A 14,967-nucleotide genomic window follows, 5' to 3' on the forward strand; every position below is an offset into this window, starting at 1 on the left:
GTGGCGGCGGCGCCTCCGGCGGAGGCGGCGCCAGCGACACGTGGTGAGTGGCGGCGGCTGCGCAGCACGCGTCGCCATGAGCGTTGAGGTTCGTCGGCCGTGCCCCTCCTGCGAGGAGGGCACCCTCGTCGCGGTCAGCAGCAGGTGAGCAGGTATGACCTCAGGTCCGTCAACGCGGTGAGCACACCCTCGCGGTCCGCCCGGTAGTAGACCGTCTTTCCGGCACGACGCGACGTCACCACCCGGCCCCGTCGCAGGAGGGCCAACTGTTGCGACGCCGTCGCCTGGCTGATTCCCACCCGCTCCGCGATCTCCCCGACCGACAGTTCGGCGCCCTGGGCGAACAGCATCATGATCCGCTGCCGGGTGGGGCTGCCCAACGCCTTGAGGAACTCCTGCGTGTCCTCCGCCAGTGCCGCAGGTGCGCCGCTCTGGTCCCCGCGCCCGGACGCTTGCGGAGCATGCTCCGACGTCGACTGCTCCATGCCTCATACCTTCCCGCACCACCATCAAATTGTCATTCAACAAAACGACGATACGATGATGAGGTGAGCATCTCTCCAGCCCCTCTGATCGTCATCGGCGGCGGACAGTCCGGCCTTGCCGCCGCGAACGCCGCTGTCGCAGCAGGCCTGCGTCCCACCGTCCTGCACGCCGGCGCCGAACCTGTCGGCTCCTGGCCGGGCTACTACGACAGCCTCACCCTCTTCTCGCCGGCCCGCTACAGCGCTCTGCCCGGCACGACCGTCGGCGGGGGAGACCCGGACCGTTACCCGACCCGCGACGAGGTGGTCGACTACCTGCGGCGCTACGCCACCACCATCGACGCCGAGATACGCACCGGAGTCCGCGTCACCGCCGTTCGCCCGCGCCCCGGGGGCGGTTACCTGGTCCACACCGACACCGGTGACGAACTCGCGGCCGCCGGCATCGTCGCCGCCAGCGGGTCCTTCGGGAATCCGTACGTGCCCCTGCTTGCGGGACGGTCCAACTACGCCGGGGAGTTGACCCACGTCGCGCACTACCGCCGGCCGGAGCCCTACGTGGGCAAGCGAATCGTCGTCGTCGGCGCCGGGAACTCCGCTGTCCAGGTCGCCCACGAACTGGCCCACCACGGCACCGTCACCCTCGCCGCCCGGGCACCGATCCAGTTCGTACCGCAGCGCATCCGAGGACGTGACCTGCACTACTGGCTGCAGGTCACCGGCGGGGACCGCATGCCGCGATGGCTGCTCACCCGCCTTGTCCGCCACGCCTCGGTGCTCGACACCGGCGTCTACCGCGACGCCCTCGCCCGCGGGCTGCTGACCCGCCGGGAGATGTTCACCGCCTTCACCCCCGATGGTGTGATCTGGCCCGACGGCGCATCCGAACCTGTCGACGCGGTGATCTTCGCGACCGGCTACCGGCCCGACCTCGGGTACCTGGCTCCGCTCGAGACCCTGCGGCAGGGCATGCCCGCGCACGCGGGTGGACTCTCCACCACCCATCCCGGCCTGGCCTATCTTGGCCTGGAATTTCAACGGACGTTCTCGTCCAACACGCTACGAGGAGTCGGGCGGGATGCCGCCCATGTCATCGCGGCCCTGGCCCGGTTCGTGTCGGCCGGTCACTGGCGCTGGCGCCGGTGACCAGCCGGCGAGAGCGGGTGCGGCCAGCGCCACCTGGGGCGACCAGGCTCGCGGGGACGCGGCGCGTCGCTGGCAAGCCCGCACGAAACCCTGGAATGGATCTTCTACTGAAGTGCCCGGGCGGCTGGTCTCTAGGACGCCTGGCGGACGGGCATGTCGGCCAGCCAGACGTCGGCCAGGTCGCCGAGGGGGACGTCGAGGGCCTGGCTGAGGCAGACCACGGTGCCGAACGCCGGTGCGGGAAGGCGACCCGCCTCGATCTTGCGCAGCGTCTCGGGGGAGATGCCGGCTGCCAGGGCCACCTCGACGAGGCTGCGGCCGGCCCGCGCGGCCCGGAGGGCGACTCCGAGGCGCTGGCCGGCGGCGACCTGTTCGGCGGTGAGTGGTTGGCGAACCATGCCCGCAGGATATCCCTCCGGAGATGCCCCACCTAGCGTGGTATAAAAATACCGCATACGGAGAGGGAGGCTGTCGTGATCGAGCTCAAGTCCGCCGAGGAGATCGGCCGGATGGCGGTGGCCGGCCAGTTCGTCGGCGAACTGCTCGCCGAGTTGAGCGGTGTCGCCGCGGTCGGCGTCAACCTGATGGACCTGGAACACCACGCCCGCCGCAGGATCGCCGAACGCGGCGCCCAGTCCTGCTACTGGGACTACGCCCCCTCGTTCGGCCGTGGCCCGTTCCGTAACGTGCTGTGCCTGTCGGTCAACGACGCGGTGCTGCACGGCCTGCCGCACGACTACGTGCTGCGGGACGGTGACCTGCTCAGCATCGACATGGCCGTCGGCATCGACGGCTGGGTCGCCGACTCCGCGCTCTCCGTCGTCGTCGGCACCCCCGACCCGGAAGACCTGAAGCTGATCGAGGCCACCGAGGTCGCTCTGGAGGCCGCCATCGCCGTCGCCCAGCCCGGCGGTCGCCTCGGCGACGTCTCCGCCGCGATCGGCGACGTCGCCCGCTCCTACGGCTATCGCGTCAACGGCGAGTTCGGCGGCCACGGCATCGGCCGCACCATGCACGAGGCTCCGCACGTGGCCAACGACGGCCGCCCCCGTCGCGGCATGAAGCTCGCTCCCGGTCTCACCATCGCCATCGAACCCTGGTTCTGCCGCTCCACCGACAAGATCACGTTCGACGACGACGGCTGGACGATCCGCTCCGCCGACGGCTCCCGCACCGCCCACTCCGAACACACCGTCGCCATCACGGCTGCCGGCCCCCAGGTCCTGACCCGCCGCCCCACCCGCGCCGCCGGCTCGGCCGACCCCACCACTGCCCGACAGGCGCCGGCATAGCATCGTGTTCATGATCAGCCTCGGCGCTCTGGTAGGTATCGCCCTCGTGGCACTGGGACTCGTGCTCACGCCCGGTCCCAACATGCTGTACCTGGTGTCACGGTCGATCACGCAGGGACGCCGCGCCGGTCTGATCTCGCTGGCAGGCGTCGCCGCGGGCTTCGGGGTCTACCTGGTGGCTGCCGTCGCGGGGATCGCGGTGGTGTTCGTCCTGGTCCCGGCGCTGTACACGGCGGTGAAGCTCGCCGGCGCCGCGTACCTGCTCTTCCTGGCCTGGCGGACCGTGCGTCCGGGTGGCCGGTCACCCTTCGACCCGCAGCCGCTGCCGCCCGACGGTCCGCGGCGACTGTTCACGATGGGCCTGGTGACGAACCTGCTCAACCCCAAGATCGCCGTGCTGTACGTGGCGCTGCTACCGCAGTTCGTCGAGCCGGGGCGCGGGTCGGTCGCCACACAGAGCCTCCTGCTCGGGATCACGCAGATCACCGTGGCGCTGACCGTGAACACGTTGATCGTGCTCGGTGCCGGCTCGGTCGCGGCCTTCCTGCGCGGCCGTCCGACCTGGCAGCGCGTCCAGCGGTACGTCATGGGAACCGTCCTCGCCGGCCTGGCGGTGCGGATCGCCGCCGACCGTTCCCGAGCGGCGGTGATCACGCCCTAGCTATGCCGAGCGGCCCACAAATGCGGTTGGGGCTAGCGCCAATAGGTTTGCTATGGAAACCTGTTGGCATGACTTCCAACGCGGTTCCTGCCGGGGGCGATCCCCACCGGCTCCTGGCTGAAATGCGCGGCCTCGCGCACCGAGTACGGCTGACCCAGCGGGTGACGTGGCTGCCGCTGCTGGTGCTGGCCGTGGTGACCTTCGGCGCGATTCTCGCCTCCGGGTGGGGTCCCACGGTCACCAGCGACTGCCGCGCGGTGGACGGCGCTCAGGTGTGCAAGGTCTGGGAGCTGGTCCCGCAGCTCTACTGGCTGGCGGCGCTGCTCCTGGCGTACGTGGTGATCGCCGGCGGATACCTGCGTGTGGCCCGGGCCCGCGGAGTGGACGCCCGGGTGCGACCGTACGTGCTCACCGGTGTCGCGCTCACGGTCGTGCTGTTCGCCGCCCTCGCCGCCGGCGCCGGGGCGTGGATCGTCCCCGACCCGCAGCTCGTCGACCCGTCCACCCCCGTCCAGGTCCTGTTCCGGCTGCTCACCCCGGCCGGCGGGATCGGGCTCGCCCTGCTGGTGCTCGCCTGGCTGGAACGGCACCCCGCGCTGCTGGTGTTCGCCCTCGGGTACCTGACGGTGGTGCTCGTGCCGATCACCTTCGGCTGGGGAGTCCACTGGGGCGGCCGGTGGCAGTCCGCGCCCATGCTGGCCATCACCGGCGGCCTGCTGCTGCTGGGCAGCGCCGGCTTCGCGCTCGCCCAGCGGCTGCGGCGATCCCGATGACCGACTCCGCCGGCACCCCCGCGCCGGACGAGACCGCACCCGCGCACCCGGTCACCGACATCGACGACGTGGTGCACCAGCGGGTCCGGCTCGGCATCCTCACCATCGCGCACGAGGCCCGCCGGGCCGAGTTCGGCTTCCTGCGCACCCAGCTCGACCTGACCGCCGGCAACCTCTCCAAGCACCTGAGCGTGCTGGAGACGGCCGGCCTGATCGGCGTCGAGAAGGGCTACGAGGGTCGCCGCGGCCGTACCTGGATCACGCTGACCCCCGCCGGCCGCACCGCGCTCGCGGAGGAGATCACGCGACTGAAGGTGCTCATCGCGCGAGTCGAGAGCACCCCGCAGGACCGACCACCGCGCTGACCACGAACGACAACCGCGGACGGTCCCGCGCCGGGTCTCCCGGCACGGGACCGCGCTGTCGGCCGCGAGCGTCAATGCTTTGCCATCCGATATGCGCTCGCTCCAAGTGAGGACCGGCGGTAGCGTGCCGGCGTGTCCCGAACCGTGACCCTGGTGCTGGTCGACTCCGTCGGCACGCCGCTGGGCGCTCTGCCGCCGTTCGACGTGCCCGTGCCCTGGTGGCAGGAGGTCGGCGACGTGGTGGAGGAGGCCCGCCGGCGGTACGGCGTGGAGGTGACCGTCCTGCGCCTGCTCGCCGGAGACCTGCCGCGAGCGGTCGGCGGTCCGGTGACGTACCTCGGACAGGTCGGTGAGCCACCCGCCACGCCGCTCGTCGCGGCGCACGTCGACCTGGCGCCGGACCCGCTGCGCGCGCCCTACGCCGAACCCGGCGGCCCGGCGCGCAGCCTGGCCTGGGCCACGGCGGAGTTGCGGAGGCTCGGACGGCCGGTGGAGACCGCCGCCCAGCAGCGCACCTGGAACCTGTCGGCGATCTGGCGGCTCGACGGCCCGTCCGGGACGGCCTGGCTGAAGCAGGTGCCGGTCTTCTTCCGGCACGAGGCCGCGGTGCTGCGCTGGCTCGGTCGGACGGTGCCGGGGCGGACCTCGACGCTGCTCGCCGACGACGGTGACGGTCGGATGCTGCTCGACCACGTGCCGGGGGAGGACCGCTACGGGGTGGGTGCCGACGAGCGGCTGCCCATGGTCGCCGACATCCACGCGGTGCACCTGCGGTCCGTCCCCCACGTGGATGAACTGGTGGCGGCGGGCGTGCCGGACCTGCGCGCACACACCCTGCCCGGCTGGATCCGCGGCCGGCTGGCCGCCTACGACACCTCGTCCGTGGCGCACCTGCTCGCGGGGCTGGAGGCGCGGTTGGCGGAGGTGCGTGGATGCGGATTGCCGGAGACGCTGGTCCACGGCGACCTGCACCCCGGCAACGTCCGCGCCGGCTCCGGACGGAGGGTGATCATCGACTGGGGGGACGCGTTCGTCGGGCACCCGGCCTTCGACGTCCTGCGGTTGGTCGAAGGGCTCGACGCCGCCTCGTCGGTGCCGGTGGTCGAGCAATGGTGTGCGCGGTGGCGGGCCGACCTGCCCGGGTGCGACCCGGGTCGGGCCGTGGAACTGCTGCGGCCGGTGGCGGCGCTGCGGATGGCGGCGGTGTACGCGATGTTCCTCGACGGGATCGAGACGAGCGAACGGGTCTACCACGCCACGGACGTCGACGCTTGTCTCGCGGGGGCGCTCGGGCAGGTCACGGCACCGGCATGAGTGCCACCGCCGCGAGTTTCGGCCTGGCCGGGGCGCCGCGGGTCAGCGGCGGAAGGGGCCGTGCACCTCGAAGGTGACGCCGCCGGCGCCGCCGATGCCCCGTTGCGAGGAGAGGTACAGCCGGTCGCCGGCCGGGTTGAAGGCCACCCCGGTCAACTCCGACCCGGCGTGCCCCTCGAGCCGCAGGAACGTGGCGACGACTCCCTCCGGCGTGATCACGCAGACCTCCATGTTGTCGCCGTCCTCGGCGACGTACAGGTCCTTCGACGAGTGCGACATGGTGATGTTGTCGACGCCGCGCAACGGCGTGCCGGAGATCGTCAGGTCGTCGTCGTAGAGCAGGCCGAGTTCGCCGGTGGCCGCCCGGTACGCCCACACCCGGTTGTCGCCCTTGGTGGTGAAGTAGCAGGTGTCGTCCTCGTACCAGCAGCCCTCGCCGCCGTTGAAGTGCTTGGCGGCGGCGACCTGGTAACGCGTCGACGTGCCGGAGGCGGACGGGTCCGGCACCGGCTTCCAGGTCACCGGACCGGTGGTCGTGGAGGAACACAGGACCTCCAGCACTCCGGTGGACAGGTCCGGGAATCGCGTAGGCCGGAACCGGTAGAAGCACCCGTCGGTGCGGTCCTCGGTCAGGTAGACGACCTGGCGTACGGGATCGACCGCGGCCGCCTCGTGCGTGAACCTGCCCATCGCCGGCCGCGCCACGGGGGGCTGTTGCCCGCGCGGGTCGCACTCCCAGATCTGTCCGCGGGAGACCTCCTCGCCGGAGAGCCATCGGGTCGAGGTGTCCCGGCGGCCCACCACCGTTGGTCCGCCGGCGCAGTTGCGGTCGGTGCCGGTCAGGATGGCGTACGCGCCGAGGATCCGGCCGTCTCCGGCGAACCGGATGGCCGAGGCGCCACCCCGGGGCACCTCGATCTCGGCGTTGGAGACGTAGATCCACCCGTTCTCGGTGGCCGTCGCGAAGGTCGCGCCGCCGTCCGGGTTGTGGTGCCACGTGTAGGAGGTGCCGGGCACCGTCACGCCGGACCGCGCGACGATCCGGCTGCGGAACCCCTCGGGCAGGCGCAGCCCGTTGCCGTCCGCGGCCCGCAACGCGCCGTACGGGCTGGGGCCGGGCATCGCCGGGGCGGCCAGCGCGGAGCGCCACAGCGAGCCGCCGAAGGCGACCGACCCGGTCGCCACCACCCCGGTGCGAAGGAGCCACCTGCGGTCCATCCTGGTCACCTCTCCTGGGTGCCGGCAGACCGAGCCGGCATCGGGCCGATCGAAGCATATGGATCGCTACGCGGGCTTGCCAAGGGGTGTGGGGCGGGCACCCGTGGTGCTGGCCGTCAGAGCGTGGCGAGGGCGAAGGAGAGCACGAAACCGGCGGTGGTGCTCAGGGCGACCGCAGGTCCGCCCTTCTCGTAGGCCTCGGGCATCAGGGTGTCGGCCAGTGACGCCAGCACCGCTCCGGCGGCGAAGGCCAGCGGAAGGGAGATCGTCTCCGGTGTGGTGTTGGCCAGCGGACCCGCACCGAGGAGCACCGCCAGGACGAGGAGCGCCGCGCAGGCGGTCCAGGTGCCGAGGACGAAGCGGCGGGAGCGTCCCTGCGCCCGCATCGACGCGCTGCCGACCAGCGCCTCGGGAAAGTTCGACACGAAGATGGCCGCGAGCAGCGCCAGCCCCCCGGTGCCCTCACCGAGCGAGACCCCGAGAGCGACGTTCTCCGGTACGCCGTCGAGCGTGACCGCCGCCAACAGCGCGAGCCCGGCAGCACCGGTCATCGACGCGGTCGACGGCGCACGGTCGCTGGCCGCCGCGTCCGGGTCGAGTTTCTCGCTGCCGTGCGGTTGCTCGCGGTGGCCTCGCGCCGCCCGGTCCAGGCGGGCACTGAGCACAGTGAACACCACCGCACCCGCGACCAGACCCAGCACCGCACGCCAGATCCCCCCGTGCTCATAGGCGTCCTCGAACAACTCGAACGCCAGCGCGGTGATGAGCGCACCGGAGGCGAACGCGAGCAACGCGGCCAGCAGCCGCTTCGGCAGGCGGAACCGGACACCGGCCAGCGCGCCCAGCACCAGGGCACTGGAGGCCACCACCCCGAACACGAGCGCTTCCATACCACCGCGATACCCCACCGGCCGGACGCGTCAACCCTTCACGCTTCGTCAACCGGTCAGGGCCGCGGGCAGGGCTGCGGCGCCCCGGTGCGGGGCGCCCCGGGGGAAGGATGTCGAGCAGCGCCGAGAAGTCAGCTCACCTTCTCGCCGCGGCTGGCCCGGACGATGCCGTCGGTGTCGGAGATGCCCTCGCCCTTGATCACCTTGCCGTCGCGCAGCGTCCAGAAGTGGACGAAGCGCACGGTGAACTCGCCGCCGCTGCGGAAGTGGCCGTACCACCAGCCGATGGCCGCGGCCCAGTCGTCGCCGGAGACCCGGATCTCCTCGACGTCGAACCGGTTGTCGTCGAGCATGGCCAGGGCCCCGGTGAAGTACGCCATCGCGCCGTCCAGCCCGCTGTAGTGGCCGGTGGACCACGGCAGCGACTTCGGGGTGACGATTTCCGCGTCGGGGTGGAACAGGCTGACCACCGCCGGCGCGTCCATCCGCTTCAAGCCGTCGTAGAGCGCCTCCACGACCGTCTCGACCCGATCCGTCATGCGATTCCTCCCCGGAGTGTGGCCGCCCCATCCGGGGCGGGCGGTGCGCCGGTCCGTCCACCGCAACGATGCGCCGACGCGTGCGTCGACCTCAGCCAAACGCAGCCGACCAGAGTGGACAACCCCTAGCCCGGGCCGGACGGCCCCTAACCGACCGGTTGCGCCGCCCGGCGGGAACGCTGACCGACGGGTAACGCTGGCCGGTCGGGCAACCGGCGGCGGGTCGTTCGGACACGGTTCGCGGTAGGTCGTCCCCGCAGCAATCTGGGAGAAGACAGTGATGGCCCTCACTCCCAGGATGAGAACCGCGCCTGGGGACGGCCCGTTCGCCTCCCGACGTCGGTCCGGCTGTCTCGGACCGATCCGACCGTTCTCGTCGGATCTCGTCCGCCATCCCGGTCACGCGGCCGGGTGCCGCCTCCACATCCACGCCGGTATCGCGTGTCCGGCCCCGTCCCGGTGTGCCACGCCGGCCGGCGGCGGCCCGGTCCAGAAATCGCTCGCGCCGGTCGATGGCCGGCGCCCTCCCCGTGAAGGACGACTCATGCAGGACTACTGGCTGGCCCGGTTGCGCCAGCACGCCACCTCCCGCCGCGCGGTGCTGTTCGGCGCGGCCGGTGCCGGCGTCGGCCTGGCCCTCAGCGGGACCAGTGCCGCCTCGGCCGCCGCGCCGTCCGAGACCGCCACCGAGCTGCCGCCGTTCGACTTCGACAAGGGCAACGCCGCCGAGTCGGTGCTCGGGCCATTCGCCGGTCCGGCGGTCTACGCCACCGTCGCGCCGAGTGACGCGACCCTGATCATCCGGTTCGCGAACCTGCTGGAGATCTGCTGGTTCGACGCGATCGCCCCCTACCACCCGACGGCGGTGGGCATCTATTCCCAACTGCCCCGCCGGCCACGCGCGGAGGCGGCGACCAACCGCTACAAGAACATCGCCATCCTGTACGCCTCGTTCCGGGTGTTCAACAGCCTGATGCCGCAGTTCGCCAAGACCTGGCGGGAGATGCTCCAGTCGGTCGGCCTGGACCCGGCCGACGACAGCACCGACCCGAGCACCCCGGTCGGCATCGGCAACCTCGCTGGCCACGGCGTGGTGACCGGGCGCGAGCACGACGGCATGAACCAGCTCGGCGACCACGAGGGCCGGATCTACCATCGCCAGCCGTACGACGACTACACCGGCTACCGACCCCGCAACACCGCGGACGAGCTGGTCGACCCGTCGCACTGGCAGCCGGCCATCGTCACCAAGGGCAACGGCATCTTCCAGATCCAGAAGTTCGTCACCCCGCAGTTGAAGCACGTCACCCCGTACAGCTACTCCGACCCGGCGGCGTTCCGGCTGCCGGCACCGACCGCCAGCGACCACCGCAACAGGGCGGCCTACAAGACGCAGGTGGACAGCATGCTGGCCACCTCCGCCGGCCTTACCGACGAGCAGAAGATGAAGGCGGAGTTCTTCGACGACAAGTTCGCCAGCCTCGGACTCGCCGTCGGAGCGGCGATCCAGAACGCCGGGCTGGACCTGGACGCCTGGGTGCACCTGCACGCGGCGGTGGAGACCGCCACCTTCGACGCCGCCATCGCCGCCTGGTACAACAAGACCATCCACGACGCGGTACGCCCGTTCAGCGCGGTCCACCACGTGTACCGGGGCCGGACGGTGACCGCGTGGGGCGGGCCCGGCAAGGGCAGGGTGACCGACCTGCCCGCCGAGCAGTGGCGCGGCTATCTGTTGGTGGCCGACCACGCCGAGTATCCGTCCGGCTCGACCGCGCTCTGCGCCGCCGAGGTGCAGGCGGCCCGCCGGTTCCTCGGCACCGACCAGGTGCACTTCCGGTTCGAGCGGCCGGCCGGTTCCTCGATCATCGAGCCGGGCCTCACTCCGCGCGAGGACCTCGTGCTGAGCTGGGACACCTGGACCGACTGGATGCACGACTGCGGGATGAGCCGCTACTGGGGTGGGGTGCACTTCCTACCCGCGATCAGGGCCTCGTGGGAGATCGGCCGGAAGGTCGGCGACCGAGCGTTCGAGTTCGTGCAGCGGCAGATCAACGGTGAGGCGGTGCTGCGCACTCGACGGTAGCCCGGAGCGCCGCCAGAGTCCGTCGCATCCCGTCGCGGTTGTGTCGGGACCGGTCGCGGACACCCGACGTCAGGGCGCTGACCCGGCGTCGGGCCGGTCCGCGACGGTCCCACCACGACTGGACGACCTCCGTCCCGGCGCCGTCCGGGGCGGAGGTCAGGTCGAACCGCCAACTGGAGACCAGCGCGCCGGCCAGCCGGACGTCGAAGCCGAAGCGGCGACCGGGGTCGGCGTCGGTCACCGTGCACCGGGTCGTCCAGGAGCGCCACCGGCCGAGCCGGTTGTGGCCGCGGAAGGTGCTGCCCACGGTGAGCGACGAGCCCGGGTCGTCGAGCGTGGCGCCGACGCACTCCGGGCTCCATTCACCCATCCGCCGGACGTCGCTGACCGCCGCGTACACCGCGGCGGCCGGCGCCCGGACGGTGATCCGTTCCTGGACGACGTGCGTCATACCGCCGCGCGGAGGTCGTCGGACAGATAGCTCTGCGCGTTGTAGATGGTGCGGGCCGGGTCGAGGATCCGCCGGCGGCCGTGCATCACCCGGGTGTTGTCGATGAGCGCCACGTCCCCATCCTGCCAGGCGAGGTCCTCGGTGAGGGCCGCCGTGCGCTCCTCCGTCTCGCGCATCAGCTCGGCGGAGAACTCGGTGCCGTCGGCGAACGTGATCCGCGGCTTCTCGTAGTTGTAGGACGGGCCCAGGATGCTGTTGGCGAAGGCGAGGCGGGAGCCGAACAGGGTCGGGTGTGCGGCCGGAACCTGGAACTCGTAGCGGATCGCGCCGCCGTCCAGCGGCTCGATCAGGGTCTTCCCCGGCCCGGTGGCCAGCCCCCGCATGTCGTCCACGGTGATCTCGTCGGCGGGCTTGGCGTCGCCGAGCTGGTGGCGCACGAACGCCTTCCAACGGTCCTCCTCGACCCGGCGGCTGTACGCGATGTCCTGTGCGGTGAACTGCGCCCGGGTCTCCTCGCTGAACTCGTCCCAGACCCGGTACCCGTCGCAGACCGTTGTCTCCGAACCATCCGCCGCCGCCTTCTCACAGAAGAACCAGGTCAGGTCGGGGGCGAACGGGCTGTTGCCGTTCTCGATGTGCAGGCCGATCGCGTCCCTGCCGGCGTCCACCTTCTGCGCCACGTCCCCGCCGTGGAACTCGCGGGCCGGGTCCAGGGTGATCCGGCCGGAGACCGCGTGCACCAGGGCGGAGAACAGCTCCAGGTCGGCGCGGAAGCCGCGGAACACGATGAAGCCCGACTCGCGCAGCAGCCGGACGGTCACCAGCGGGTCGAGGTCGGTGAGCGCGGCGGTCGCCGGGGCGGTGCAGAGCAGCCCGTTGCCGGCGCCGTAGCGGCTCATGGCGAAGGTTGTGGTCAGCATTGCGGTCATCTCCCGAGGGTGGTCTCGAAGGGGGTGGGGGTCGACGGCGGCCGGTCGGCCGGCGGGTCCAGCGGCCGGCAGGGCAGCCGTCCGTCGGCGATGGCCGCCCTGATCTCGTCCCGCCGGGGACGGCCGGTCACGGTGAAGTACCGGCCGTACAGGTCGTCGTCGGCGGGTAGCAGGCAGGCGGCGGAGACCCGCTCCACCGCGGAGAGCCGCTCCGCGCCGAGGGCGGCGAGGCCGTGTCGGGCGGCCGCCTCGTCAGTCCCGTCAGCGATGAGGAAGAGGCCGTGCAGCGTCTGCATCCCGTCGCCCACCACCGCGCCGGCCCGGACGAACGGCAGCGTCGCGTACTGCGCCTCCACCCACTCCGGAGCGATGTTGCGTCCCGCCGAGGTGACGATGACGTTCTTCTTGCGGCCGACGATGCGGATGTGGCCGGTCTCCTCGATCTCGGCCAGATCGCCGGTGTGCAACCAGCCGTCCGCGTCGACCAGACACGCGGACGGGTCGGTGCCGGTGTAGCCGGCGAACAGCGACGAGCTGCGCACCAGCAGTTCGCCGTCGTCGGCCAGGCGCACCTCGACGTGGTCCAGCGGCTGCCCGACGGTACCGATCCGCCGGTTGCCCGGGACGTTCCAGGAGACGGTCGAGCTGTTCTCGCTCAGCCCGTAGCCCTCGTAGACGGTCAGGCCGTGCCGGTCCAGCCGATGCAGCGTGCTGACGTCGACCGGCGCGCCGCCGCAGCAGATCAGCGGCGCCTCGTCCCGCCCGAAGAGCTCCCGGACCACGGGTCGGCCCTGTGCCGCGACCAGGTCCGCCCGGTCGGCCAGTTCCTCGGCCAGGGCGGGCGTGGCCACCAGCGCGGTCGGCCGGGCGGTCGAGGTGTAGCGCAGCACCGCGCCGGCCGCGAACGACGAGGTGCCGACGAGCGGCTCGTCCGGGGGCAGCAGCATGACCGTGCCGCCGTGACAGATCACCAGGTAGATCGCCGCGACCTGCTCGATCAGCAGGCTGAACGGGACCAGCGACAGGTAGCGGGTGTACGCGTCGGCCGGCATGACCCGGTCCAGCGACCGGATCAGCGCGTCCAGGCCGGCGCCCCGGATGCGGACGCCCTTGGGACGGGAGGTGGTGCCGGAGGTGTGCACCACCTTGCAGATCGCCTGCTCGTCGCGCCACGGGGAGTCGGGCCACGGCGGAGCCGCCACGGACGCCTCGGCAACCAGGTCGGCCAGCTCAACCGGGACCACCCGGCAGCCCGCCGGAAGCACCCGCCCGGCGCCCCACTCCGCCAGCCGCCGCCGGCCCGCCTCGTCGACCAGGCAGATGGTGGCCTCCTGCAGCAGACTGCCCGCCTGCTCGGCGGTGAACGCCAGCGGTACGGGCACCTCCACCGCGCCGGAAAGCAGCAGTGCGAGGTCGGCGACCACGAACTCGGCGGTGTTGCCGGTGAGTACCCCGACCACCGGCCGGGTCTGCGCCAGCCGGAGCAGAGCGGACAGCACGCGGGCGGCACCGACGGCGTCCCGGTAGGACAGCACGGCGGCCGGCCGTCCGTCGTGGTCCAGCGCCTCCACCAGGGTGCGCCCGTCGGCGGCCAGGCGGGTCAGCCGTTCCTCAACGAGCATCGGTCATCGCCTCCCGGGGCAGCGTGCGGCGCAGGGCGACGTCGAGGTTGAGGAAGCGGTACCGGCCGGTGCAGGCACGGACCAGATCGCCGATCCGGTCCAGCGGCACCAGGCCGGTGGTCGGCGCGTGGTCGTAGTAGGTGCCCCAGCGCCTCCGCTCGCTGGGGGTCATCCACGTCGGCCGGGCTCGACCCAGGGCCAGGAACGGCACCCCGAACTGCGGTAGCGCCGCGGCCAGCGGACCGGTCGCCGTGCAGAGCGCGTAGCGCATGCCCTGGCACCAGGCGAGCAGCGGCAGCAGGCGGATCAGCTCCGCGCCGCTGCCGCCGACCGCCACGAAGGAGCCGACCTCCACCACGTCGTCGCGGGACACCGGTGCCCCGGCGACCCGCTGGAGGGCCTCCTCCAACGAGTGGTCCAGGTAGCGCTCGGAGAAGAAGCCGCGGGGCGAGTTGAAGGTCATGCCGCCGCAGGCCACGATCTCCTCGAGCCGGTCGGGCCGGTGCCGGGCGGCCAGCACGAAGCAGTCCGGTGACGGGTCGATGAGGGCGCCGTAGATCTCGGCGTAACCGGCGCGGACGAATGCGCTGGCCGCGTCCCATTCCGGCGACGGAGGGCTCGTCACGCGCACCCGCAGCGGGTCGGCGTCGATGGTCGCTGCCGCCGGCGCCGCCGGGGCGGTGGCGGATCGGGTGATCGTCATGCCGCCTGCCAGTCCATCCGGATCGGGGATCTGTTCATCCGCAGGAGCAGCCGCGGGGGCAGCCGGTACTGCCGGCGCAGCAACGCGGTCGCCGCGCGGGTCATCGCACGGGGTTGCCGGTCGAGCCAGGTCAGCGTCTCCTCGAGCGCGGCGAGCGCCTGGTCGATCTCCTCGGCGGTGCAGGTCAGGGGCGGGTACATGCGCAGCACCGGCTCGGCGATCTGCTCGTTGAGCGAGTGCCCGGTGTGCACACCCCGCTGTCCCATGCCGATCGACACCATCAGCTCCACCGCCGGGTTGGCCGTCCGCAGGCCGGCCATCAGCCCGATCCCCGGCGCCCCCCGCAGGTGCTTCGGGTGCCGGCGTACGGCCTCCTCCAGGCCGCCGGTGAGGCGGGGGCCCAGCTCGGCTGCCCGGGACGGCAGATCGCGGCGTGACCGAGCACCCGGCGGGTGGCGTCGGCGGCGGGGCCGCCCTCGGCGAGCACCGGCTT

16 protein-coding genes and 1 pseudogene are annotated in these 14,967 nt (G+C 72.1%); 7 read left to right on the top strand and 10 right to left on the bottom strand.

All coding sequences use genetic code 11. The annotated features are described in order from the left end of the window. Positions 1-134 precede the first annotated feature (134 nt). Entirely contained in the window at positions 135-485 is a 351-nt protein-coding gene (locus AB0I76_RS09650; protein WP_357032429.1) for a metalloregulator ArsR/SmtB family transcription factor, read from the bottom strand. Between the two features lie 63 nt (positions 486-548). Between AB0I76_RS09650 and AB0I76_RS09655 the strand changes: the two genes are divergently transcribed. Next, on the top strand, positions 549-1,631 hold the full coding sequence (locus tag AB0I76_RS09655; RefSeq protein WP_357032431.1) for an NAD(P)/FAD-dependent oxidoreductase: 1,083 nt from the start codon (positions 549-551) through the stop codon (positions 1,629-1,631). Positions 1,632-1,762: 131 nt separating this feature from the next. Here AB0I76_RS09655 and AB0I76_RS09660 read toward each other — a convergent pair whose 3' ends face one another. Beyond that, positions 1,763-2,029: a helix-turn-helix transcriptional regulator gene (locus AB0I76_RS09660; RefSeq protein WP_357032434.1), complete on the bottom strand. Its 267-nt coding sequence runs from the start codon at positions 2,027-2,029 to the stop codon at positions 1,763-1,765. A 75-nt stretch (positions 2,030-2,104) separates the two neighbouring features. Between AB0I76_RS09660 and map the strand changes: the two genes are divergently transcribed. The 5 genes from map (at position 2,105) to AB0I76_RS09685 (ending at position 6,036) form a co-directional block, all read left to right on the top strand. Further along, the gene (map, locus tag AB0I76_RS09665; protein ID WP_357032437.1) at positions 2,105-2,923 is read left to right on the top strand and encodes a type I methionyl aminopeptidase; all 819 of its coding nucleotides are present in this window, start codon (positions 2,105-2,107) and stop codon (positions 2,921-2,923) included. A gap of 10 nt (positions 2,924-2,933) precedes the next feature. Beyond that, the gene (locus AB0I76_RS09670) at positions 2,934-3,584 is read left to right on the top strand and encodes a LysE family translocator (RefSeq protein ID WP_357032440.1); all 651 of its coding nucleotides are present in this window, start codon (positions 2,934-2,936) and stop codon (positions 3,582-3,584) included. A gap of 68 nt (positions 3,585-3,652) precedes the next feature. Further along, the gene (locus tag AB0I76_RS09675; RefSeq protein ID WP_357032443.1) at positions 3,653-4,357 is read left to right on the top strand and encodes a hypothetical protein; all 705 of its coding nucleotides are present in this window, start codon (positions 3,653-3,655) and stop codon (positions 4,355-4,357) included. Next, positions 4,354-4,722 (top strand): transcriptional regulator, encoded by a 369-nt coding sequence (locus tag AB0I76_RS09680; RefSeq protein ID WP_357032446.1) that lies wholly within the window; start codon positions 4,354-4,356, stop codon positions 4,720-4,722. The genes AB0I76_RS09675 and AB0I76_RS09680 overlap by 4 nt, the downstream gene beginning before the upstream one ends. Positions 4,723-4,854: 132 nt before the next feature. Beyond that, positions 4,855-6,036 (top strand): aminoglycoside phosphotransferase family protein, encoded by a 1,182-nt coding sequence (locus AB0I76_RS09685; RefSeq protein WP_357032449.1) that lies wholly within the window; start codon positions 4,855-4,857, stop codon positions 6,034-6,036. 42 nt (positions 6,037-6,078) lie between these two features. Here the strand turns inward: AB0I76_RS09685 and AB0I76_RS09690 are convergent, their stop codons facing one another. The 3 genes from AB0I76_RS09690 to AB0I76_RS09700 form a co-directional block, all read right to left on the bottom strand. Further along, entirely contained in the window at positions 6,079-7,254 is a 1,176-nt protein-coding gene (locus AB0I76_RS09690; RefSeq protein WP_357032451.1) for an alkaline phosphatase PhoX, read from the bottom strand. Positions 7,255-7,370: 116 nt separating this feature from the next. Continuing rightward, the gene (locus AB0I76_RS09695; RefSeq protein WP_357032454.1) at positions 7,371-8,144 is read right to left on the bottom strand and encodes a hypothetical protein; all 774 of its coding nucleotides are present in this window, start codon (positions 8,142-8,144) and stop codon (positions 7,371-7,373) included. A gap of 131 nt (positions 8,145-8,275) precedes the next feature. After that, a complete protein-coding gene (locus AB0I76_RS09700; RefSeq protein WP_357032457.1) occupies positions 8,276-8,683 on the bottom strand; it encodes a nuclear transport factor 2 family protein in 408 nt (135 codons plus the stop codon). A gap of 544 nt (positions 8,684-9,227) precedes the next feature. On the opposite strand from AB0I76_RS09700, the gene AB0I76_RS09705 reads away from it, so the two are divergent. Continuing rightward, positions 9,228-10,769 carry a vanadium-dependent haloperoxidase gene (locus AB0I76_RS09705; protein WP_357032460.1) on the top strand — a complete coding sequence of 514 codons (1,542 nt, stop codon included), beginning with the start codon at positions 9,228-9,230 and terminating at the stop codon, positions 10,767-10,769. Here AB0I76_RS09705 and AB0I76_RS09710 read toward each other — a convergent pair. The 5 genes and pseudogenes from AB0I76_RS09710 to AB0I76_RS09730 all read right to left on the bottom strand — a co-directional run. Continuing rightward, complete coding sequence (locus AB0I76_RS09710) at positions 10,735-11,220, bottom strand: SRPBCC family protein (protein WP_357032463.1); 486 nt, start codon at positions 11,218-11,220, stop codon at positions 10,735-10,737. The genes AB0I76_RS09705 and AB0I76_RS09710 overlap by 35 nt on opposite strands. Beyond that, the gene (locus AB0I76_RS09715; protein WP_357032466.1) at positions 11,217-12,149 is read right to left on the bottom strand and encodes a TauD/TfdA family dioxygenase; all 933 of its coding nucleotides are present in this window, start codon (positions 12,147-12,149) and stop codon (positions 11,217-11,219) included. The genes AB0I76_RS09710 and AB0I76_RS09715 overlap by 4 nt, the downstream gene beginning before the upstream one ends. Next, positions 12,146-13,771: an AMP-binding protein gene (locus AB0I76_RS09720; protein WP_357032469.1), complete on the bottom strand. Its 1,626-nt coding sequence runs from the start codon at positions 13,769-13,771 to the stop codon at positions 12,146-12,148. Before AB0I76_RS09720 ends, AB0I76_RS09715 begins: the two co-directional genes overlap by 4 nt. Further along, positions 13,761-14,474, bottom strand: a complete 714-nt coding sequence (locus AB0I76_RS09725) for a thermostable hemolysin (protein ID WP_357032472.1) — start codon at positions 14,472-14,474, stop codon at positions 13,761-13,763. The genes AB0I76_RS09720 and AB0I76_RS09725 overlap by 11 nt, the downstream gene beginning before the upstream one ends. After that, positions 14,471-14,967: pseudogene (locus AB0I76_RS09730) on the bottom strand (hypothetical protein); the annotation flags it as partial. The pseudogene AB0I76_RS09730 and the gene AB0I76_RS09725, both read right to left, overlap by 4 nt.

Source organism: Micromonospora sp. NPDC049799 (genome assembly GCF_040656655.1).
GTDB lineage: Bacteria > Actinomycetota > Actinomycetes > Mycobacteriales > Micromonosporaceae > Micromonospora.

What these genes read in the sequence shown, in the direction of transcription:
- AB0I76_RS09650 (WP_357032429.1), bottom strand. Translation starts at nt 485, where the DNA reads ATGGAGCAGTCGACGTCGGAGCATGCTCCGCAAGCGTCCGGGCGCGGG.
- AB0I76_RS09705 (WP_357032460.1), top strand. Translation starts at nt 9,228, where the DNA reads ATGCAGGACTACTGGCTGGCCCGGTTGCGCCAGCACGCCACCTCCCGC.
- AB0I76_RS09675 (WP_357032443.1), top strand. Translation starts at nt 3,653, where the DNA reads ATGACTTCCAACGCGGTTCCTGCCGGGGGCGATCCCCACCGGCTCCTG.
- AB0I76_RS09695 (WP_357032454.1), bottom strand. Translation starts at nt 8,144, where the DNA reads ATGGAAGCGCTCGTGTTCGGGGTGGTGGCCTCCAGTGCCCTGGTGCTG.
- AB0I76_RS09660 (WP_357032434.1), bottom strand. Translation starts at nt 2,029, where the DNA reads ATGGTTCGCCAACCACTCACCGCCGAACAGGTCGCCGCCGGCCAGCGC.
- AB0I76_RS09725 (WP_357032472.1), bottom strand. Translation starts at nt 14,474, where the DNA reads ATGACGATCACCCGATCCGCCACCGCCCCGGCGGCGCCGGCGGCAGCG.
- AB0I76_RS09680 (WP_357032446.1), top strand. Translation starts at nt 4,354, where the DNA reads ATGACCGACTCCGCCGGCACCCCCGCGCCGGACGAGACCGCACCCGCG.
- AB0I76_RS09670 (WP_357032440.1), top strand. Translation starts at nt 2,934, where the DNA reads ATGATCAGCCTCGGCGCTCTGGTAGGTATCGCCCTCGTGGCACTGGGA.
- AB0I76_RS09720 (WP_357032469.1), bottom strand. Translation starts at nt 13,771, where the DNA reads ATGCTCGTTGAGGAACGGCTGACCCGCCTGGCCGCCGACGGGCGCACC.
- AB0I76_RS09690 (WP_357032451.1), bottom strand. Translation starts at nt 7,254, where the DNA reads ATGGACCGCAGGTGGCTCCTTCGCACCGGGGTGGTGGCGACCGGGTCG.
- AB0I76_RS09700 (WP_357032457.1), bottom strand. Translation starts at nt 8,683, where the DNA reads ATGACGGATCGGGTCGAGACGGTCGTGGAGGCGCTCTACGACGGCTTG.
- AB0I76_RS09715 (WP_357032466.1), bottom strand. Translation starts at nt 12,149, where the DNA reads ATGACCGCAATGCTGACCACAACCTTCGCCATGAGCCGCTACGGCGCC.
- AB0I76_RS09710 (WP_357032463.1), bottom strand. Translation starts at nt 11,220, where the DNA reads ATGACGCACGTCGTCCAGGAACGGATCACCGTCCGGGCGCCGGCCGCC.